At 42.2% G+C, this 21,986-nt stretch carries 19 protein-coding genes; 16 read left to right on the top strand and 3 right to left on the bottom strand.

Features of this window, described 5'->3' with window-relative positions; translation table 11 throughout:
• Positions 1 to 189 precede the first annotated feature (189 nt).
• The 7 genes from ezrA to BLL40_RS02640 all read left to right on the top strand — a co-directional run bounded on the left by ezrA (position 190) and on the right by BLL40_RS02640 (position 7,808).
• The gene (gene ezrA / locus BLL40_RS02670) at positions 190 to 1,914 is read left to right on the top strand and encodes a septation ring formation regulator EzrA (RefSeq protein ID WP_083566218.1); all 1,725 of its coding nucleotides are present in this window, start codon (positions 190 to 192) and stop codon (positions 1,912 to 1,914) included.
• Positions 1,915 to 1,982: 68 nt separating this feature from the next.
• The gene (locus BLL40_RS02665) at positions 1,983 to 3,122 is read left to right on the top strand and encodes a cysteine desulfurase family protein (protein ID WP_073710338.1); all 1,140 of its coding nucleotides are present in this window, start codon (positions 1,983 to 1,985) and stop codon (positions 3,120 to 3,122) included.
• Positions 3,119 to 4,312, top strand: a complete 1,194-nt coding sequence (gene thiI, locus BLL40_RS02660; RefSeq protein ID WP_073710337.1) for a tRNA uracil 4-sulfurtransferase ThiI — start codon at positions 3,119 to 3,121, stop codon at positions 4,310 to 4,312. The genes BLL40_RS02665 and thiI overlap by 4 nt, the downstream gene beginning before the upstream one ends.
• Positions 4,313 to 4,395: 83 nt before the next feature.
• A complete protein-coding gene (gene rarD / locus BLL40_RS02655; RefSeq protein ID WP_073710336.1) occupies positions 4,396 to 5,301 on the top strand; it encodes an EamA family transporter RarD in 906 nt (301 codons plus the stop codon).
• Positions 5,302 to 5,375: 74 nt separating this feature from the next.
• Complete coding sequence (gene tpx / locus BLL40_RS02650) at positions 5,376 to 5,876, top strand: thiol peroxidase (RefSeq protein WP_073710335.1); 501 nt, start codon at positions 5,376 to 5,378, stop codon at positions 5,874 to 5,876.
• Between the two features lie 86 nt (positions 5,877 to 5,962).
• Positions 5,963 to 6,955, top strand: coding sequence for a class I SAM-dependent methyltransferase (locus tag BLL40_RS02645; RefSeq protein WP_073710334.1), 993 nt, complete (start codon positions 5,963 to 5,965; stop codon positions 6,953 to 6,955).
• A gap of 7 nt (positions 6,956 to 6,962) precedes the next feature.
• Positions 6,963 to 7,808 carry an EcsC family protein gene (locus BLL40_RS02640; RefSeq protein ID WP_073710333.1) on the top strand — a complete coding sequence of 282 codons (846 nt, stop codon included), beginning with the start codon at positions 6,963 to 6,965 and terminating at the stop codon, positions 7,806 to 7,808.
• 18 nt (positions 7,809 to 7,826) lie between these two features.
• On the opposite strand, the gene BLL40_RS02635 is transcribed toward BLL40_RS02640, so the two are convergent.
• Complete coding sequence (locus BLL40_RS02635; protein ID WP_073710332.1) at positions 7,827 to 8,147, bottom strand: hypothetical protein; 321 nt, start codon at positions 8,145 to 8,147, stop codon at positions 7,827 to 7,829.
• 241 nt (positions 8,148 to 8,388) lie between these two features.
• Between BLL40_RS02635 and BLL40_RS02630 the strand changes: the two genes are divergently transcribed.
• Together BLL40_RS02630 and argH are read left to right on the top strand one after the other, a co-directional pair.
• Positions 8,389 to 9,591 (top strand): argininosuccinate synthase, encoded by a 1,203-nt coding sequence (locus BLL40_RS02630; RefSeq protein ID WP_073710331.1) that lies wholly within the window; start codon positions 8,389 to 8,391, stop codon positions 9,589 to 9,591.
• Positions 9,592 to 9,593: 2 nt separating this feature from the next.
• Entirely contained in the window at positions 9,594 to 10,970 is a 1,377-nt protein-coding gene (gene argH / locus BLL40_RS02625; RefSeq protein ID WP_073710330.1) for an argininosuccinate lyase, read from the top strand.
• Positions 10,971 to 11,135: 165 nt separating this feature from the next.
• Here the strand turns inward: argH and BLL40_RS02620 are convergent, their stop codons facing one another.
• Positions 11,136 to 11,585 (bottom strand): universal stress protein, encoded by a 450-nt coding sequence (locus BLL40_RS02620; protein ID WP_073710329.1) that lies wholly within the window; start codon positions 11,583 to 11,585, stop codon positions 11,136 to 11,138.
• Between the two features lie 340 nt (positions 11,586 to 11,925).
• On the opposite strand from BLL40_RS02620, the gene BLL40_RS02615 reads away from it, so the two are divergent.
• On the top strand, positions 11,926 to 13,239 hold the full coding sequence (locus tag BLL40_RS02615; RefSeq protein ID WP_073710328.1) for a DRTGG domain-containing protein: 1,314 nt from the start codon (positions 11,926 to 11,928) through the stop codon (positions 13,237 to 13,239).
• Between the two features lie 251 nt (positions 13,240 to 13,490).
• On the opposite strand, the gene BLL40_RS02610 is transcribed toward BLL40_RS02615, so the two are convergent.
• Positions 13,491 to 13,799: a YtpI family protein gene (locus BLL40_RS02610; protein ID WP_073710327.1), complete on the bottom strand. Its 309-nt coding sequence runs from the start codon at positions 13,797 to 13,799 to the stop codon at positions 13,491 to 13,493.
• Between the two features lie 84 nt (positions 13,800 to 13,883).
• Here BLL40_RS02610 and BLL40_RS02605 point away from each other — a divergent pair, with 84 nt between their 5' ends.
• The 6 genes from BLL40_RS02605 (at position 13,884) to accA (ending at position 21,910) form a co-directional block, all read left to right on the top strand.
• Positions 13,884 to 14,819, top strand: coding sequence for a DHH family phosphoesterase (locus tag BLL40_RS02605; protein ID WP_073710326.1), 936 nt, complete (start codon positions 13,884 to 13,886; stop codon positions 14,817 to 14,819).
• Between the two features lie 92 nt (positions 14,820 to 14,911).
• Positions 14,912 to 18,169 (top strand): DNA polymerase III subunit alpha, encoded by a 3,258-nt coding sequence (dnaE, locus tag BLL40_RS02600; RefSeq protein WP_073710325.1) that lies wholly within the window; start codon positions 14,912 to 14,914, stop codon positions 18,167 to 18,169.
• 96 nt (positions 18,170 to 18,265) lie between these two features.
• Complete coding sequence (gene ystJ / locus BLL40_RS02595; RefSeq protein WP_073710324.1) at positions 18,266 to 19,504, top strand: NADP-dependent malic enzyme; 1,239 nt, start codon at positions 18,266 to 18,268, stop codon at positions 19,502 to 19,504.
• Positions 19,505 to 20,044, top strand: coding sequence for a FadR/GntR family transcriptional regulator (locus tag BLL40_RS02590; RefSeq protein WP_083566215.1), 540 nt, complete (start codon positions 19,505 to 19,507; stop codon positions 20,042 to 20,044).
• Between the two features lie 37 nt (positions 20,045 to 20,081).
• The gene (gene accD, locus BLL40_RS02585) at positions 20,082 to 20,942 is read left to right on the top strand and encodes an acetyl-CoA carboxylase, carboxyltransferase subunit beta (RefSeq protein WP_073710396.1); all 861 of its coding nucleotides are present in this window, start codon (positions 20,082 to 20,084) and stop codon (positions 20,940 to 20,942) included.
• On the top strand, positions 20,939 to 21,910 hold the full coding sequence (accA, locus tag BLL40_RS02580) for an acetyl-CoA carboxylase carboxyl transferase subunit alpha (protein ID WP_073710322.1): 972 nt from the start codon (positions 20,939 to 20,941) through the stop codon (positions 21,908 to 21,910). Before accD ends, accA begins: the two co-directional genes overlap by 4 nt.
• The last annotated feature ends 76 nt before the right edge of the window (positions 21,911 to 21,986 follow it).

The raw sequence follows: 21,986 nt of genomic DNA, 5'->3' as shown, positions 1-21,986 counted from the left end.
TTAAAAATGTGACGGCTTTTTTGACATTTTTTTGCGAAAACTATACGAAAAAACACAAGTTCCCATCCAAAAAATGTGTAGTCGTGCTATTATTAATACTAGTGAAATTATACGTAATTGTACTAAAGGACGCAATGTGTGGCGTCTATTTTACATATATCTTATTTATTCGTTGTTACGAGGGGGCTTATGATGGTGAAATTCGTCATTGGAGCGGTAATTGTCGCATTGGTTTTGCTCATTTACATAATAATAACTAGGAAAAAAAATGCGACGGAAATTGATCGGCTTGATATGAAAAAGACGGAGCTTTTGCATCGTCCTGTGAATGAAGAATTGACAAAAGTAAAACGGCTCAACATGACTGGACAGACGGAAGAACTGTTTGATAGATGGCGTGCAGAGTGGGATGAAGTTGTAACAGTTGATATCCCTGCTATCGATGAAAAGTTATTTGAATCTGAAGGAAAGATAGATCAATTTCGGTTCGGAACAGCCAAAAAGACGAATGCTGACATTGCCGGCCACCTCGATCAAATTGAGAAAAAAGTGGATGGGATTTTAACTGAACTTGACCAGCTTGTAGGCAGTGAAGAGAAAAACCGAGCTGAAGGAGAAGACATGCATGCGCGGCAGCGTGATGCTAGAAAACGGCTTCTTGCACATCGTCATACGTTTGGGAAAGCGGCAGCTGTTCTTGAAGTGCAGTTAGATGTATCAACGGGGCGATTTGAAAAATTTGCTGACTTAACAGAAGATGGTAATTATTTAGAAGCGCGAGAGCTATTGATGGAAATTCAAGTGGAAATGGACAAGATCCAGCATAAAATGGAACGTATTCCTGTGCTGATGACAGAAGTAAATCACATATTGCCGGCACAATTGGCTGAAATTGAAAACGGTTATAAAGAAATGAAGCAGGATGGTTATTTACTTGACCACTTGCAAATTGAAAAAGAAGCGAATGTGTTAAAAGAAGATCTCAGCCGTTGTCGTGACTTTCTCGTAAAAACGGAAGTGGAAGAAACAGAACTCATCGTATCAGATGCAAAAGACAGCATTGAATTTTTCTATGACTTGCTTGAAAAGGAAGTCATAGCTCGGCACAATGTTATGAAAGATGAAGGTCAAATCGGTTTGATTATTGATGAGATAAGAGGATATAATGGCGATTTAATTGAAGAAACAGATGTTGTGAAGCAAAGCTACCAGCTGGATGAGGAAGAGTCAAGCGTACCGCGCTATCTAGAGGAAGAAATTTATCATCTCGAAAAACAATATGAAATTTTACATGGACGGATTGCGGAAGAAAAAACAGCTTATTCGTTTTTATATGATGAATTGAAAGATATTCAAGCACGGATTAAAGAAATGAAAAAAGAGCAGGAAGGATTTACAGCCTTTTTGCAAACGCTCCGAAAAGATGAAGTAGAAGCAGGGGAAGAATTACAGTCATTGCGGCTGCATGTACAGCAAATTACACGTAAAGTGAAGCAAAGCAATTTGCCAGGGCTGCCAGATTATTACCGCGATATGGCGGAAGAAGCACACCATCGCTTAAAGGAAACAAACACCTATTTAAATGAGAAACCGCTTAATATGAAAGCTGTCCGTGAGAAACTGGATGCAGCGAAAAGTGCGATCAATCATTTGACGAATAAAACAGATGAATTAATTGAGCAAGTTGAGCTGTCTGAGCGAATGATCCAGTTTGGTAACCGGTACCGGGGGACACATCCATCAATCGGGTCAAAGCTAAATGAAGCAGAAATAGCTTTCCGTCATGCGGATTACGGAAAAGCACTTGAATTATGTGCCACGGCGATTGATAAAGTTGATTCAAGGGGATTAAAAAGATTCGATGCGCAATATACCGAAGAACGAAAAAAGAAAGAAACAGCCGTCTCAAAATAAAAGAGGCGGTTTTTTTTTAGTTGATGTGCTAACATGGATAGGTGAAAAAAGATGAGGAGTCTTAAATGATGATTTATTTTGATAATAGTGCGACGACGATGCCGGATGAATCGGTCATGGACACGTTTGTGAAAGCAGGTATTCGCTTTTTTGCAAATCCCTCCTCTTTGCATTCACCGGGGATGGAAGCGGAGCGTTTAATAGAAAAAGCACGTGAACAAATTGCTGGGTTAATGAAGGTGTCTACAGATGAAATCATCTTTACTTCTGGAGGCACCGAATCGAATAATCTGGCGATAAAAGGAGTTGCCTCTTTTTATAAAGGCCGCGGCCGCCATATCGTCACAACGATGATCGAGCACCCATCTGTATTTGAAGCATGTCGTGACCTTGAAAAGAGCGGATATAGCGTTACATATGTAAAGCCAGATGAAAACGGGATCGTTCAAAAGAAAGAGATTGAACAGGCGATCACAGGTGAGACGGTTCTTGTATCCGTTATGCACGTGAATAACGAAACAGGTGCTGTACAGCCGGTTAAAGAGATAGGGAAGCTATTGAAAAAATATCCATCTGTTCTATTTCATGTTGATGACGTACAAGGCTTTGGGAAAGTGCCCCTTGATTTACAAGCAGCGTGTGTAGATTTATTGTCTGTATCTGGGCATAAATTACATGGCTTAAACGGAACAGGTTTTTTATATAAGCGACAGGGTGTACAGGTTGCCCCTCTTTTTTCTGGCGGGGGACAGGAACGGGGTTTTCGGAGCGGTACAGAAAATGTATCGGGAATTGCATCATTAGCAAAAGCGATACGTCTTCTGCAACAAAGTGATCCGGAAAAGACAAGAGAGATGACAGGATTTATTCGCGGCCAGCTAATAAAGCGTGAATGGTCTATTATTCATACACCGCCTCAGTCAGCCCCGCATATACTTCATTTTTCCATACCAGGTATAAAGGGGGAAGTGCTTGTTCATGCGCTTGAGAAGGAAGAAATTATTGTTTCTACAACAAGTGCATGTTCATCAAAGCAAAATAAGCCAAGTCGGATACTCGAAGCGATGAATGTAAATAGAGAACATGCTGCGTCTGCTATTCGAATCAGTCTTTCACGGTATAACACAATGGAAGAATCAGTAAAATTTATTGACGCACTGGACCGCATCGTGCCGGTTCTGGCGAAAAAAAGGAATGAACGAACATGAACTATGACCGCATTTTAATCCGTTACGGTGAAATGTCAACAAAAGGACGCAACCGGAGCAAATTTACAAATAAAATGAAATCAAATATTAAGCGGCTGCTCGCAGATGATCGCATTCAGGTGGAAGCGCAGCGTGATCGTATGTTTATTTATTTAAATGGTGCCTCATTTTACGAGGTAAAAGAACAGCTTTTGCACGTATCGGGCATTCAATCATTCAGTCCAGTTGTGAAAACGTCTCAGGAACTTGATGAAATGAAAGAAGCAGCACTTGAATTGGTGAAAAGAGCAATGATTGGTGCGACGACATTTAAAGTCGAAACACGCCGCGCTGATAAAACATTCCCACTTGATACACACGCGTTAAATCATGAAATTGGTGGTCATGTATTGCGGGGGACAGAAAATGTAACAGTTGATGTACATCATCCGAATCTCACACTTGTTGTTGAAGTCCGTCAGGAAGCGGTCTATTTGTCTTGTGAAACGTATCCTGGAGCAGGTGGATTGCCAGCAGGTGCGGCGGGGAAAGCAGTCTTGCTATTATCCGGCGGTCTTGATAGTCCTGTCGCAGGTTATATGATGATGAAACGCGGTGTGGAAATTGAAGCAGTCCATTTTTTTAGTCCACCTTACACAAGTGAACGAGCGAAGCAAAAAGTGATGGATTTAGCGGATACCTTAACGAAGTATGGCGGCCATGTACGCCTGCACATCGTGCCATTTACACATATTCAAGAAACGATACATAAGCAAGTACCGGAAAATTATACGATGACGTCGACGCGCCGCATGATGATGCGAATTGCCGACCGTATTCGTGAACAGACAGGTGCACTTGCCATTGTGACGGGGGAAAGTCTTGGACAAGTTGCGAGTCAGACGATGGAAAGCATGGCGGCGATTAATAATGTCACAAATACACCGGTCTTGCGTCCGCTTATTGCGTCAGATAAACTTGACATTATGGATACGGCCCGTAAAATTGGCACGCATGATATTTCCATTTTACCGTATGAAGACTGCTGTACGATTTTCACACCGGCCGCACCAAAAACACGGCCAAGAACAGAGAAAGTCCAATATTTTGAAAGCTTTCTCGATTTTGAACCGCTTATTGAGCAAGCAATACGTGATACAGAAACGATTATGCTGCCGAAAAAAGAAAAAGAAATGGATGACTTGTTATAAGATCAAACCGCGTCTGCGTTTGAAAAATGGCGCGGTTTCTGACTGGAAACGATTGTAGGTATAGAAAGAAATCAGGTGCAAATATGCAAAATGAAGTGAAAACGGGTATTTTATTGACAGCCGCTTCTTATGTGATATGGGGGCTTATTCCTATTTACTGGAAAATGGTCACGCACGTGTCAGCATATGAAATACTGGCCAATCGAGTCATCTGGTCGTTTGTTTTTACGATCATCCTGCTTATCGTCTTAAAAAAGCTAGCCCCGTTGCAGAGCGTATTAAAAGAAATGAGGATGTACCCCAAAAAAGCCCTCGCTCTTGCCGCTGCATCATGTTTAATTAGTATAAACTGGTTCGTTTATATATGGGCAGTAAACCATGATCAAATTATTGAAACGAGTATGGGGTATTATATTAACCCCCTTATGAGTGTCTTGCTTGGCGTTGTTGTGTTAAAAGAAGTGCTGTCGAAAATACAGATTTTATCGTTTCTTCTCGCTGCATGCGGCGTGCTTGTTATGACATTTTCATATGGTTCTTTTCCGTGGGTGTCGCTGTCGCTTGCGGTCTCATTTGCGCTATATGGACTCGTGAAAAAAATGATTAAAATGGATGCGGCAGTCGGATTAACAATTGAAACGGCTGTTGTAACGCCATTAGCCCTTCTTTATCTTGTATACGGATCGATGCAGGGCAGCATTCACTTGTTTTCAGGCGATATAAAAACGGATTTGCTACTAATGGGGGGTGGAATATTGACAGCTATTCCATTGTTGTTATTTGCAAAAGGTGCGCAAAAGCTCTCGCTGTATATGCTCGGTTTTCTACAATATATTGCGCCGACGATGACATTGTTGCTTGGCGTGTTCGTGTACAAGGAGATGTTTACCCAATCGCAAATGCTATCATTTTTCTTTATATGGAGCGCGCTCGCTATGTTTACATACGCTCAACTGAAGGGAGTACAAAAGAAAAAAGCAGCGGCTTAACTCTTTTCCGTTGCAATCGCTATAACATGTTCTGTATGATGTAAATATACTGCTGAATTTGGAGGGAATTATATATGACAAGCGTAACATTTAAAGGAAATCCAATGACATTGATTGGCAATGAAGTGAAGGTAGGGGACAAAGCACCTGATTTTAACGTACTTGCAAACAATCTATCTTCAGTAACTCTTGCAGATACAACGGGTAAAGTCCGCTTGATCAGTGTTATACCTTCGATTGATACTGGTGTATGTGATGCACAAACACGCCGTTTTAACGAAGAAGCATCGAAAGTAGACAATGTTCAAGTACTGACGATTTCAGCTGACCTTCCGTTTGCTCAAGCACGCTGGTGTGCAGCTGCAGGTCTTGAAAATGTAAAAACGTTGTCAGACCATCGCGATTTTTCTTTCGCTGAAGCGTATGGTGTCGGTATGAAAGAACTTCGTCTGCTTGCACGCTCTGTATTTGTTATTGATTCAAATGATACGGTTACATACGTAGAGTACGTTGGTGAAGGAACAGATCATCCGAACTACGATGCAGCAATTGAAGCAGCAAAAGCAGCAAACTAATTCAGTTCAGGCTCGTTTTCTCAGCCGGCTTTGACATTTTGTCGGAGCCGGCTGTTTTTCGCGAAAAGAAAGAGAGGATTTTAATTATGAATCAAGAAGTAACCATTGAACAATTATTTTCAGTGTTCGATGAATCGGCTGTATTGCTGGGCCGTGCACTGTCAATTGCATACTTGGAGGCACTCGGTGAAACGGCGGAAAATTTGTTTCATGGCTATGTCATGCAGGAAGAATTAAACGATATGGATGAAAAACGTCTTCAAAAATTATATGACAATGTCAAGCTCGATTGCTATTCAAAAGAATCGATCCGTAAATCCTATCAGCTGGCCATTTTAAAAGGCATGAAAGAGCACGTACAGCCGAATCATCAAATGACACCTGATTCAATCGGGATATTTATTTCCTATTTAATACGAAAAAGCAATGGCAATAAAAGAACGTTTACACTTCTTGACCCGGCGATTGGAACAGGCAATCTTGTGATGACTGTACTAAATGAATTTGACGAAATGGTGGAAGCGCATGGGGTTGATCTTGACGATGTCTTATTAAAGCTTGCGTATGCAGGAGCAAATATGCTTCATCATCCCATTACCTTGCACAATCAGGATGCACTTGAACGACTATTAATTGATCCGGTTGATGTTGTTGTCTGTGATTTGCCGATTGGCTATTATCCAAATGACGTCGGAGCAGCGAAATATCGTTTAAAAGCAGATAACGGTCATTCGTATGCACATCATTTATTTATTGAGCAAAGCTTGAACCATATTAAACCTGGCGGACAACTATTTTTTATCATCCCGAATAACCTGTTTGAATCGGTAGAAGCAAAAAAACTGCAGTCATTTTTAACAGAAGAGGCGTACATTGAAGGAGTCATTCAGCTGCCAGAATCATTATTTAAAAATAAGCAGGCAGCTAAAAGTATTTTGATGATGCGTAAAAAAGCATTGGGTGTGAAAAAGCCGAAAGAAGTACTGCTTGCGTCTATGCCATCTTTGACCGATAAAAAAGCGATAGCGAATATTATGCAAAAAATTGACCGCTGGTTCAGCGTTCAGCAGAAAGGATGACGTCGTAATGTGGACAGAACGTGACCGCGTTTACTGGGACAGGCTCATGAACTGGGAGCAGCAGCTTATTTCATATGAAGGAAATGATATTGAATATTCTACGGCCAGTGTGATTGAGCGGCTTATGCAGGAAATTCCAGAAAATATGCGTGATCAGGTATTTTCACAAATAGACAATGTGTTGTTTAATGTACATTCCCTATTGCAAGGATCGCAGCTGCAAACAGAAGCGCGTGATCGCATTTTAACAACGGCGCGTATTTTTCGAGAAGATATTGAAACGGTGTTGGATTTGCGCAAGTTAACGATCGACCAACTACGCTACATAAGCCGCCAGCAAATAGCAAGAAGCCGGTTTTATTCTGCGACGCAAGGAGCGGTCACAGGAACAGGCAGCGTACTGGCTGTTGCTGCAGATTTTCTGGCAATGGCTGCAGTCAATTTGCGTGCAGTGCAGCTTACCGCATTTTCATACGGATATGACGTTGCGTATCCATTTGAAATGACCGCCTCATTAAATGTATTTCATGCATCCATGCTGCCAGACCGTTTAAAAGCAGACGGATGGGCACAGTTAATAACAGACGTGGAAGATGGCAAAGAACCTTTTTATTTTTATGAAGGAACAGAACATATAACGGATGAATCGTGGCTGGAAGAACCGCTCCGTCAAAGTGTGAAGCTGGCTGCGGTTATGGCGCTTCGCAATAAAAAAGTATCAGGTATTCCACTCTTGTCTGTCGCAATCGGTGCTGGCGTGAATTACCGTTTAACGAAAAAAGTGACCGAGTTTGCGGAAAGCTATTATCAATACCGCTATTTAAATGAAAAAAAAGAAAGAACCGGGGGATAATGCCGGTTCTTTCTTCCGTTAGGAATGAATTTTTTGCTGTGCATCAACTTCAGTTACATTCGGCACTGTACGGAACCAGAGCCATAGATCATTAATGATGGAAGCGAGTTCGCTAATCTCCGTGTTCAACTGGCATGATGTTGCAAAACGCTCTTCATTATTCAAAGCATCCTGTTTTTCATTGATTGACCTTTCCAGCTCTTGAATCCGATCAGGAATTGTTCCTCGCTCTGTTTCCCATTTATGCATAATGAACTGTTGCTCTTCAAGTTGGTATTCCGCCCATTCACGTGTCAGAATAGGAATGGATATACCAAGCCGATCATCATATTGAAACATCCTATCACCTACTAAAATGATTTCTATCTATCTTAATAGATGTTACGTGAAATGGCAAAATCGGTGTTCTTTACGCTTATACATGATATCTACATAAATACACAAAAAGGTGTATTTTTTTCTGAAAAGCACTTGAAAGGAAGGGGATAACATGATATTCTTTATACATATTAACAGAATAAAAATAAAAATTAATGAATAATTATACTGGTTTTCGCAACTTAGAGGAGGAAAAAGGTAAATGGGTAATAAAGTCGTTCTGGCTTATTCAGGTGGTCTTGATACATCCGTCGCGATTCCGTGGCTGAAAGATAAAGGATATGACGTTGTAGCAGTATGTCTTGATGTTGGAGAAGGAAAAGATCTTGAATTTATTAAAAACAAAGCACTTCAAGTTGGTGCTGTTAAAAGTTATATGATTGACGCAAAAAAAGAATTCGCTGAAGATTTCGCGCTCGTTGCCTTGCAGGGGCATACATGGTACGAAAATAAGTACCCGGTCGTATCCGCGTTATCACGTCCGCTTATTTCAAAGAAACTAGTTGAGATCGCGGAGCAAGAAAACGCAACGGCTGTTGCTCACGGCTGTACAGGAAAAGGAAATGACCAAGTGCGTTTTGAAGTGGCGATCCGCGCATTGAATCCGGATCTTGAAGTGTTAGCACCTGTTCGTGACTGGGCTTGGTCACGTGAAGAAGAAATTGAATACGCGAAGCAGCACAATGTTCCAGTTCCAATTGGAAAAGAAAGCCCGTTCTCAATTGATCAAAATCTTTGGGGGCGCGCGAATGAGTGTGGCGCGTTGGAAGATCCTTGGGCAGCACCGCCGCTTGACGCATACGACTTAACGGCTCATTTAGAAGATACACCAGATACACCAGATATCATTGAAATTGACTTTGAAGAAGGCGTTCCAACAGCGGTAAACGGTGAAAACATGGAATTGGCCGAATTAATTCTTCATTTAAATGATGTCGCAGGCAAACATGGAATTGGCCGTATCGATCATATCGAAAATCGCCTCATTGGCATTAAATCTCGTGAAGTATATGAAACACCAGGTGCAACAACACTAATTACAGCACATAAAGAGCTGGAAGATATTACACTTGTAAAAGAATTGGCGCACTTTAAGCCAGTCATCGAAAAACGCCTGACTGAAATTATTTATGATGGACTATGGTTCAATCCGATTCGTGAATCACTTGTGGCGTTCTTAAAAGATACGCAGAAATATGTAACAGGGACAGTGCGTGTAAAACTCTTTAAAGGCCACGCTATTGTTGAAGGAAGAAAATCACCATATTCATTGTATGATGAAAGCTTGGCAACTTATTCTAAAGACGATGCGTTTGACCATGCATCAGCAGTTGGCTTTATCAACCTATACGGCCTTCCAACAGTTGTCAGCTCACGTGTTCATAAAGAGAAGGGGCTTAAGTAATCATGACGAAAAAGTTGTGGGGCGGCCGATTCCAAAAATCAGCGGAAGAATGGGTAGACGAATTCGGTGCCTCCATCTCCTTTGATCAGGAACTTGTCTTTGAAGACATCGAGGGAAGCATCGCCCACGTTACGATGCTCGGTGAAACAGGCATTTTAACAAAGGAAGAAATGGATCAAATCAAGACTGGACTTGAGGCTTTAAAGAAGAAAGCTGAATCCGGTGAAATCGAATATTCGACTTCTCTTGAAGATATTCATTTAAATTTAGAAAAAGCATTGATTGATTCAATCGGTCCGGTAGGAGGAAAGCTTCACACTGGACGGAGCCGTAACGACCAGGTTGCAACCGATATGCATTTGTACTTGAAGAAGCAAGTCAAAGAGATTATCGGCCTTATCAGCCAGTTCCAGTCTGTTTTAGTGGAGAAAGCAGACAAACATATAGAAACAATCGCGCCAGGATACACTCATTTACAGCGTGCGCAGCCGATTTCATTTGGGCATCATTTAATGACGTACTTCTGGATGCTGCAACGTGATAAAGAACGGTATCAAGAAGCGTTGAAACGAATCGATGTGTCTCCGCTTGGGGCAGGGGCACTTGCTGGTACAACGTTTCCTATTGACCGTAAACGTTCAGCTGAACTATTAGGCTTCTCTGCTGTGTATCAAAATAGCATCGATGCTGTCAGTGATCGTGATTTCATTTTAGAATTTTTAAGTGCTTCATCTATTTTAATGATGCATATGTCTCGGTTTGCGGAAGAGATTATTCTCTGGTCGAGTCAAGAGTTTCGCTTCGTCGAGATGGACGATACGTTCTCAACAGGTTCAAGTATTATGCCGCAAAAGAAAAACCCGGACATGGCGGAGCTTATCCGTGGCAAAACGGGACGTGTCTATGGCAACCTGTTCAGCTTACTGACTATTTTAAAAGGCATTCCGCTTGCCTATAACAAAGATATGCAAGAGGATAAAGAAGGTATGTTTGATACCGTGCATACGGTTCTAGGCTCACTTAAAATTTTCGCTGGCATGGTCGATACAATGACGGTAAACGAAGGCCGCATGAAAGACGCTGTGAATAATGATTTCTCAAATGCGACTGAGCTGGCGGATTATCTTGCTGCGAAAGGCATTCCGTTTCGTGAAGCGCATGAAATTACCGGTAAACTTGTCTTTACATGCATTCAAAAGAACTGCTTCTTGCTTGATCTTTCAATGGAAGAGCTGAAAGAAGCGTCGAATGTGATCGAAGAAGATATTTACGGTGTTCTATCCCCTTATGAAGCGGTTAAGAGAAGGAAGTCTCTCGGCGGCACTGGTTTTGATCAAGTCGAAAAACAGATTCAGACGGCGAAAGAACTGCTTAAATAAAATAAAAATCCGCCAAAGGAGTGGCGGATTTTTGTTGTTGGAAATGATGGCGATTCGTCATATCTAGAGAGAACAGCTTCCTATGATTGGAACTTACTCATGCTCTATTTAAGTTATTCAGATGAAAAATCGCTGTCCATTTTGTGGACGGCGATTTTTTCGTGGTTACTCTGCTGTTTCATCTGTACGAACGATTAGCACATCGCATTTTGCAGCGCGTGTAATATGTTCAGAAACACTTCCGATTAGGAACCGTTCCATCGCATTTAAACCAGTTGCTCCACAGACGATGAGATCCGCTTGTACTTGTTTAGCTACATCTTTTGGAATAATGACTTTGGGGGAACCAAATTCTGTAAAAATGTTAACTTGCTTGACACCGGCATCTGCCGCTTCTTTTTTGTACTCGTCGAGAAGTTCTTTGCCGTATTTCGTTGCGCGTTCTGCAATTGAACGGTCATAGGCTTCAATTGCGGCGAATGAACGTGTGTCAATGACGTGCACAAGATTCAAGGTAGCATCATTCCGTTTGGCAATGTCAACAGACTTTTTAAATGCCCACTCTGCTTCTTTTGAACCATCAACCGCTACTAATACATTTTTGTATTTTAACATAAGTCATTCCCCTTTCTGTATCATCTTTATTGTACAACAAAACAGATAAATAGGAAGTAAGAATTGTGAACAGTTCCACAATTTAACTGGTTAATTGACAACTTTTCAACAAGAATGTGTCCGATTTTATTGACTAATGGAAGAGTAATGAAACCGGGAGGCTCTATTCAACTGTAAGGAGAAGGCTGTCTCATTTGAGGTGACTTCTTTTTTTTGATGCTCTTTTGTTCTATAATAAACATGAAGAAAAGATCAAAGGCTAAATTCGCGGCACCACGCCGCAACACCTTTGTAACCCACATCTTGTGGGCCCAAGTGCGGAAAGGGACGGGTGGATCAGTTGGTAACTAAACACGAACAAATTCTTCAACATATTGAGGAATTGCCAATCGGTGAAAAAATTTCCGTTAGGCAGATCGCGAAGGTCCTTTCATTAAGTGAGGGAACAGCTTATCGAGCGATTAAAGATGCGGAAACAAAAGGGCTTGTCAGTTCAATAGAACGAGTCGGAACCATCCGGATTGAGCAAAAAAAGAAAGAAAATATTGAAAAGCTGACGTTTGCTGAAGTTGTCAATATTGTCGACGGACAAGTGCTGGGCGGACGGAATGGATTACATAAAACACTGAATAAATTTGTCATCGGCGCGATGCAGCTCGAAGCAATGATGCGCTACACGGGATCCGGTAATTTACTGATTGTTGGAAACCGTGTAAAAGCCCATGAGCTTGCTCTTCAGGCAGGGGCAGCTGTCCTCATCACAGGCGGATTTGAAGCGGGGGAGGAAGTAAAGAAACTTGCTGATGATCTTGAACTGCCAGTTATATCAACAAGCTATGATACGTTTACTGTTGCAGCGATGATTAACCGGGCGATTTACGATCAGCTCATCAAAAAAGAAATTGTCCTCGTCGGCGACATTTTTACACCAGTAGAAAGCAGTGTTTTTTTAGAACTCGGTGATACGGTTGGTCACTGGCTCGATACAAACCGGGAGACATCGCATAGTCGTTTTCCAGTTGTAGATGAAAATTTGAAGGTATTCGGCATTGTGACGGCGAAAGATATTATGGGGAACGGCCGTGAAATCATGATTGATAAAGTAATGACAAAGCACCCGATTACGGTCACGCTGAAAACAAGTGTGGCGTCTGCTGCCCACATAATGATCTGGGAAGGCATTGAATTATTGCCGATTGTCGATGAACAAAGCAGGCTACAGGGTATCATTAGCCGCCAAGACGTATTGAAAGCTATGCAAATGGCGCAACGTCAGCCGCAAACAGCGGAAACACTCGATGATACGATTGCGAAACAGCTAATCTTGCCAGAAGATCGAGAAGCAGGAAATGTCTATCAATTTGAAGTGACACCGCAAATGACGAATCATCTTGGAACGATATCTTATGGTGTTTTTACAACCATTGTGACAGAAGCAGCGAAAAGGGCGCTTCGTGCGCATAAGCGCGGAGATCTCATCGTGGAAAATATAACAATATACTTTTTAAAACCCGTACAGATGGAATCAAAACTAGATATATATCCAAAAGTGATGGAAATTGGACGGAAATTTGGAAAAGTGGATGTAGAAGTGTACAATGCAGGCGTTCTTGCAGGCAAAGTCATGATGATGTGCCAGCTTATTGACAGATAAAGTGAATCTACCATCTGTGTGGGGGATCATCCCACACAGATGGTAGAGGAACTCAGGTAAAGAGCGCCGCGTCCTGCGGCAATACCTGAGTGACCAGGCTCAGCCTGGCCCGAACCAATCGGGCCTTTACAGGCAGTTTGTCCCCCACTTATCTTTTTTAAATTCCTCCTAAGTCTTGAAGTGGGGGTCTTACTGCCCGTTAATCTGCGATAAAAAGCAGACTTGAAAGCAGTCTGCTCTTCGGGCGAATATTAGCGATCCATTTCATCTGCTTCAGATTGAGCAAACGGCAAGTAATGCTTGTACATTTTATATCCGGCAATCATGCTGGCAAATCCATATAAAATGAAAACCGCGGCGATGATATAAGCAACGGTTGTTTGCTGAATGAGCAATGTGTTAATACCGAAAAGGCCGACGAACAACCCGAGCGCCATGCTTGATTTGGCAGATAGCCATTTTCGCTCCACCGGGCGTCTGCTGCGGACATACTGTACTTTGTACAAAAGGTAAAAAACAAACGCTATTACAATGGCAACGACAAAAAAGAAATTGGGCATAAATAAAGTACCTCCGTTTTTAAGCTCTTGTTCATTGTAACGGGAATTCCACCCGGAATCCACCTTTAGAGAAGGAGAAATTACGTGAAACAACACATTATTGACAAAATTAAAGAGTACGATACGATCATACTTCACCGTCACGTGCGCCCAGATCCGGATGCATACGGATCACAAGGAGGACTGGCAGAGATTATTAAAGCAACATTTCCGGAAAAAACAGTTTTTACAGTCGGTGAAGAAGAACCGACACTCTATTTCATGCGGCGTCTCGATCAAATCGATGACAGCGTATATGAAGGAGCACTCGTTATTGTATGTGATACAGCGAATCAAGCCCGCATTTGCGACCAGCGTTTTAAACTAGGCAAAGAAGTGATTAAAATTGACCATCATCCAAATGAAGATCCTTACGGGGACCTGCTATGGGTTGATACAGATGCCGCTGCGTGCAGTCAGATGATTTACGAGCTATATAAAACATCTGACGGTCAGTTGAAAATGAGTAATGAAGCAGCCCGTCTTTTATATGCTGGTATTGTAAGTGATACAGGCCGCTTTCTTTATTCTTCAACAACGATTGAAACAATGCAATATGCCGGTGAATTAATGCAATATGATTTTAACCGTCAAGAACTATTTAACGGTATGTATGAAAAAGAGGCGCACGTACTGAAAATGGAAGGCTATATTTTGCAAAACTTTCATATGGAGCAGTCGGGTGTAGCGGAAGTACGGTTAACAAAAGAGCTGCTTGAAAAGTTCAAGGCGACACAGGCTGAAACGTCGCAGCTCATTAGTATTTTAAATGGTGTGAAAGGCATTCAGGCATGGGTATTTTTCATTGAAGAAGATGATCAAATCCGTGTTCGCTTCCGTTCGAAAGGAACCGTTATTAACAGTCTTGCTGTAAAATATGGCGGTGGCGGTCATCCACTGGCAGCCGGTGCAAGTATTTATTCATGGGAAGAAGCTGAAAATGTCTTTAACGATTTAAAAGCATTGATTACGGAAAGATAGATGAAACTTCATTCAATAAGGAGAATTTTTTCTCCTTCTTTTTTTACTAAAACAAGAACATACATTCACTATAAAAGAAAGGAGCGGAGAATGTGTTTATTCATCTTGAAACAGAAACAGCTTTTAGCTTTCGGTCATCGACGTTGATGCCTGAATCATTAGTTAAAAAAGCACAACAATCCGGATGCAGCGCTGTTGCATTGACAGATTACAATACACTTCACGCAGTCATTCCGTTTTACAAAGCTTGTTTAACATCAGGCGTTAAACCAATACTTGGATTGAAAGCAGTTATTCAATCGAAATCTAGGAGCGGTCAATCGTATCCGCTCCTTTTATACGCGAAAAACGAAAAGGGATTTTCCCAACTTGTGAAAATATCGAGTGCTATTCAAACGAAGGCAAAAGACGGGCTCCCATTAAAATGGCTGGAGGCCTACGCAGATGGATTAATAGCGGTGCTACCAGGAATGGACGGTGAAGTGACAGAAGATGCGGCAGTTTATTTCAATGAGCTGTTTGAGCACTTTTATATCGGTATTCGCGGGTATACATCTGAACAAAGAGTAAGAGAGATCGCGATCGCTTTTGGGATCCCGCTTGTAGCGATCGGTAATGTTCAATATGCAGAAAAAACAGGTGCATTTGCATCGCGCTGTCTCCAGGCTATCCGTGACAATAGACTGCTCGAAATAGAAGACGAAATAACAGAACCAGTTCATGCATTTGCATCAATTAATGAAATAAAAAAGAAGTTCCGTGACAATCCCGAAGCGATTAAAAACACAGAGGAAATTGCGCGGTTATGTGAGGTGAAACTGTCATTTGATGAGCGGCTGATCCCATCATATCCACTGGCAAATGGAGAAACGGCAGATTCTAGACTACAAAAATTATGTCTCCAAGGATTAAAACAGCGAGATGATGTGTACATGAACCGGATTAAATATGAATTGTCCGTCATTAGCAAGATGAGGTTTAGTGACTACTTTTTAATTGTTCATGACTTTATGTCATACGCAAAAAAACAAGGCATTTTAACTGGACCGGGTCGTGGTTCTGCTGCGGGTTCACTTGTTGCTTATGCCCTGGGGATTACGACGGTTGATCCGATTGAGTTCGGGCTTTTATTTGAACGGTTTTTAAACCCGGAGCGTGTGACGATGCCAGATATTGATATTGATTTTCCAGACAACCGCCGGGATGACGTGATTCGATACATTGTCGGCAAGTATGGTGCGCTTCATGCAGCAAAAATTGTCACGTTTGGCACATTATCAGCGAAAGCAGTCATGCGGGATGTAGCACGTATATTTGGATTTGAGACAGCGGAACTATCCCGTCTTTCAAAGCTCATTCCTTCCGCTTCGGGAACGAAGCTTTCGGATACGGACTTAACAGATTGGATTAATGAGTCACCTGTTCATGAACGTATTTATAGGACGTCTTTGCTGCTAGAAGGACTGCCGCGCCATACATCGACACATGCAGCGGGTATGATTATATCGGAAGAACCGCTGACAAACCAGGTGCCGATCATGGATGGGCATGATGGTGTATATTTAACGCAATATGCGATGGATGCACTCGAATCAATCGGGCTGTTGAAAATTGACTTGCTTGGGCTGCGTAATTTAACCACTATCGAGCGCATTCAATCATCGATTAAACGTGCGACAGGGAAGTTAGTTGATTTCAATTCGCTGCCGCTGGATGATGAATTGGTCTTTGAACTGCTTGGCAAGGGGAAAACAGCAGGTATTTTTCAATTCGAATCAGATGGTATGAAAAATGCACTTATGCAATTAAAACCGGACCGTTTTGAAGATATGGTGGCTGTCAATGCATTGTACCGGCCAGGTCCGATGAGTCAAATCTCTGTTTATATAAAAAGGCGCTATGGTGCGGAGCAGGTTAACTATATGCATCCAGTATTAGAACCCATTTTAAAGCCGACGTATGGCATTATTGTATATCAAGAGCAAGTTATTCAAATCGCGGTTGAATTGGCCGGTTTTACACCCGGCGAAGCGGATATGCTTCGCCGCGCTGTCAGCAAAAAGAAAAAAGAAACGCTGGAAAAAGAGCGTGGCCATTTCATTAACGGTGCACGCCAAAAAGGCATTGGAGAAAACATTGCATCTACTGTGTATGATTTTATTGTCCATTTTGCCGATTATGGATTTAATAGAAGCCATGCAGTCGCCTATAGTATGATAGCTTACTGGCTTGCTTGGCTAAAAGCGCACTATCCTGCGCATTTTCTAGCCGAGCTTTTACAATCTTCTGTTGGCAATGAAGATAAGTTTCGACAATATATGGCGGAAGCAGCTGAATATTTGATTCCGTTTCTCGCACCGTCTGTTAATAAAAGCGGTTATTCATTTCAAACGGCGAAAGAAGGGATCCGGTTTGGACTTATTCCGCTGAAAGGGATCGGTCAGTCTGCCGCAAAAGCCATTATTGATGCAAGACGAAACGAGCCGTTTAAAGACTTATTCGACTTTTGTCTGCGCGTTCCGCTCCAGATCATCAACCGGAATGTCATCACATCGCTTATTGTCTCGGGTGCAATGGATGAGTTTGGGAAAGATCGGGCCGTTTTGCTTGCGAGCATGGATGCAGCGCTTGAACATGCGGCGCTGTTAAATCCAGATGAAGGGAGCTTGTTTGAAGGACTGGGACTCTCGTTTAAACCAAAATACACGGAGGCAGACGAAATGCCAGTGGACGTTAAACTTGAAAAAGAGAAAGACGTGCTTGGCGTCTATATTTCTGATCATCCGATTGCAAGAAGCCGGCCATCATTAACAGCGGCTGGTGCAGTTCCGCTTATATCCCTTTCAATAAGCCGCCACGTTCAAGCGGGTGGATTGATCGGTGCCATTCGTGAAATTCGGACGAAAAATGGCGATAAAATGGCCTTTATAAACGTAATGGATGAGACAGGAGAGAGGGATGCGGTTCTATTTCCAGAAGTATACCGGAAATACGCGACGACGATTGAAAAAGGGGCTGCCGTGTTCATCACTGGTTCAGCAGAAGAGCGTAATCATGCGGTGCAGCTTGTTGTCCAAATGATTCAGCCGCTGAACGAAGGTTTGAATCAAGTGCTTGAAGAAAGACTTACACTGTATATTAAAGTGCCGGAAGGGCCTGGAACCGATCAACTGGCGGAGCGTGTGTATGAATTATTGCTCGATTCTCCCGGGCGTACGTCTGTTGTTATTCATTATGAACGAACGAAAGAAACAGTACGGCTTGGCAAAAAATATTTCGTTTCACCAGGAGAAAATCTTGTGCATGCATTGAGCAAAGAATGTGGGACAGAAAATGTCGTGTTGAAGTAGGGATAAGCACTTTACAATTATACGATAATCGTATAAAGTGTTATAGTAAATCGTGTGGTCTGACCACTTCAATGAATATACGGGAGAGATGAGAAAATGTCCAATCGCGAAGATGCTCTGCATATGCACAGAGAGAACCAGGGGAAACTGTCCACAGGTATTAAAACGCCAGTGAAAAATGCGCATGATTTGAGTCTAGCATACTCACCAGGTGTGGCAGAACCATGTAAAGAAATTTATGAAAAACCAGAAACCGTGTATGATTATACGATGAAAGGTAACATGGTAGCGGTTGTTTCCGATGGTACTGCTGTACTTGGGCTAGGCAATATTGGTCCCGAAGCATCTTTGCCGGTTATGGAAGGGAAAGCTGTTTTATTTAAAAGCTTCGCGGGGGTAGATGCATTTCCAATCTGTTTAGATACGACAGATACTGACAAAATTATTGAGACAGTCAAATTGATGGAGCCAACATTTGGCGGTATCAATTTAGAAGATATTGCAGCACCGAACTGCTTTATTATTGAAGAGCGGTTGAAAAAAGAAACGAATATTCCTGTTTTCCATGACGATCAGCACGGTACAGCGATTGTTACGACGGCAGGCCTTATTAATGCGCTTAAAATAACGGGACGAAAAATGACCGATATTAAAGTTGTTGCAAATGGCGCGGGAGCTGCAGGTATTGCGATCATTAAACTATTGACAGGCTATGGCGTGCAAAATATCATTATGTGTGACTCACGTGGAGCAATCTATGAAGGTCGTCCAGAAGGAATGAATTCTGTCAAAGAAGAAGTTGCAAAATTCACAAACCGTGAGAAGCAAGCAGGCAGTCTTGCGGATGTTATTCAAGATGCAGATGTTTTTATCGGGGTATCGGTTGCTGGTGCGCTTACGAAAGAAATGATTCAAACGATGAACAAAGAACCAATTATTTTTGCCATGGCAAATCCGACGCCGGAAATTATGCCGGAAGAAGCAAAAAAGGCTGGTGCAAAAGTAATCGGAACAGGCCGTTCAGATTTTCCAAACCAAGTCAATAATGTACTTGCATTTCCAGGTATTTTCCGAGGTGCACTGGATGCACGCGCAACGCATATTAATGAAAAGATGAAGCAGGCGGCTGTCGAAGCGATCGCAGGACTCATTGAAGAACATGAACTTCATTCAGATTATGTTATTCCAAGTCCGTTCGATGCACGCGTGGCACCAGCTGTTGCAGCAGCAGTGGCAAAGGCCGCAATGGAGACTGGGGTTGCCCGATTGAAAGTGGACCCAGAAGAAGTTCGTGAAAAAACGCTTCAATTATCGTTAATTGGCAAAGGTGAATAAATGATGGAATCAAAGCGTCCGCCATCTAAGTTTGTGGCAGCTATTTCACACATACGAGAGATGATTAAAGCGGATCGGATCGGTTCAGGAGATAAACTTCCATCCGAGCGTGAACTATCAGAGCGGCTATCTATTGGCCGCTCTTCTGTTCGCGAAGCATTGCGTGCACTTGAACTTCTCGGCATGATTGAAACGAGAAGAGGGGAAGGAACATACCTTCGTGATTTTAAAGACCATCAACTCGTGCCGTTAATCGGTACGTTTATTTTTAATGATGATCAGAAAAAAGAACACGTTCATGATATAAAAACCATTTTAGAAATGGGCTGTCTCGCCCTATTGGCCGTGCAGCCTGATTTTAATCAACATTCAATTAACTATACAGAGACGGCATTTCATGAGCTGATGGATGCTTCGGGCAATAGCCTGCTGAAAAAAATGTGGATAATCATTTCTGACTATGCCGGTGATAGCGGTGGACAAGCAGATGAACGTTTAACTGAGCTTTTATCAGGAATCAGACACATTAATCACTCATAAGGATTATTAAAGGGGTGGGACAGTGGCAATAAAAGATATGTTTACAAAACAAAAACCGAAAAAGAAAAAGTATGCAACAATTCCATCAGAGGCGGCTAAACAGGACGTTCCTGAAGGCATTATGCAAAAATGCCCAAAATGTAAAAAAATTATGTATAAAAAAGAATTGAAGAAAAATCATCAAGTTTGTCTTGGCTGTGGCTATCATTATCAAATGACGGCGTATGAGCGTATTGAATCACTTCTCGATGAAGGATCATTCCGTGAACTAGATGCGGAACTTTCAACAGCCAATCCGCTTAATTTTCCAAACTATGATGAAAAAATAGCAGCTGACCAGAAAAAAACGGGTATGACTGAAGCGATTGTAACCGGCATTGGTTCGATTGATGGACATGAAGCAGCATTTGCCATCATGGATGCGTCATTCAGAATGGGAAGCATGGGTTCAGTTGTCGGTGAGAAAATTGCCCGCGCTGTTGAAGAAGCCATTCGTCTTCATATTCCATTTATTATTTTTACAGCTTCAGGAGGTGCACGTATGCAGGAAGGCGTTTTGTCCTTGATGCAAATGGTAAAGACCGGTGCAGCATTAAAACGGCTCAGTGACTGCGGAGGACTTATTATATCTGTTATGACTCATCCAACAACAGGTGGTGTGTCTGCAAGCTTTGCATCACTAGGTGATTATAACTTTGCAGAACCAGGTGCATTAATTGGCTTTGCTGGCCGCCGTATCATCGAACAGACGATTCGGGAAAAGCTGCCGGAAGACTTCCAGACAGCTGAATTTTTATTGAACTGTGGACAACTAGATGCGGTTCTTCATCGCAGTGACATGAAAGAAAAGTTATCCTTTTTACTAGACATTCATCAACCAGGCGGTGATAAAAAATGACGGGACTTGAATTTGAAAAACCGGTCCGTGATCTGCAAGAAAGGATTGCAGAACTTAAAAACTTTACATCCACGACTGACGTTGATTTGTCAGATGAAATTGCCAAGCTTGAGCTCAGGTTAAAAAAGCTGGAAGATGATATTTATAACAGTATGACACCTTGGGATCGAGTCCAAATGGCACGTCATCCAAATCGTCCGACAACACTTGATTACATATCACACTTATTTGAAGATTTTTTTGAACTACATGGTGATCGGACGTACGGGGATGACGCAGCGATTGTCGCAGGTGTCGCCAAATACCATGGCACTCCTGTGACAGTGATTGGTCATCAGCGTGGGCGTGATACGAAGGAAAATATTAAACGTACATTTGGCATGCCGCACCCGGAAGGGTATCGAAAAGCTTTGCGCTTGATGAAGCAGGCGGAGAAATTTAAACGTCCGATTATTTGTTTAATCGATACAAAAGGAGCGTATCCTGGTAAAGCAGCAGAAGAACGTGGACAGAGCGAAGCTATTGCCCGTAATATTTTTGAAATGGCCGGTCTCCACGTTCCAATTATCTGTATTGTTATTGGTGAAGGTGGAAGCGGCGGGGCACTTGCGCTTGGCGTCGGAGACCGTTTGTTTATGCTTGAAAACTCCACTTATTCCGTGATTTCACCGGAAGGCGCAGCAGCTCTATTGTGGAAAGATGCATCACTTGCAAAACGAGCTGCGGAAACAATGAAAATTACTGCACTAGATTTGCACTCACTTGGTATTATCGATAAAATTATTCCTGAAGTGCGCGGGGGTGCACATCGAGATGCATTAGGTCAGGCCTTATTGATTGATGACGTGTTAAAGCCGGCGCTTCAATCGTTGCAGATAATTGATTCAGATACGCTTATCGAACAGCGATATGAAAAGTATAAGCAGATTGGCGGCTATGCTGAAGAAAAAACCGGCCCAAAAGGATAACCTTTTCGGGTTGTTTTTTTTGGGTCTTAAAACGTCCCAATATTTGACTTTTTTTCATTGTGAACGCTTACTTTTC

The sequence above is a fragment of the Domibacillus mangrovi genome (assembly GCF_001906925.1).
In the GTDB taxonomy this organism is placed as follows: Bacteria; Bacillota; Bacilli; order Bacillales; family Domibacillaceae; genus Domibacillus; species Domibacillus mangrovi.
Note: the sequence above shows the minus strand (reverse complement) of the source record. Positions and strands in the feature narration are given on the sequence as shown.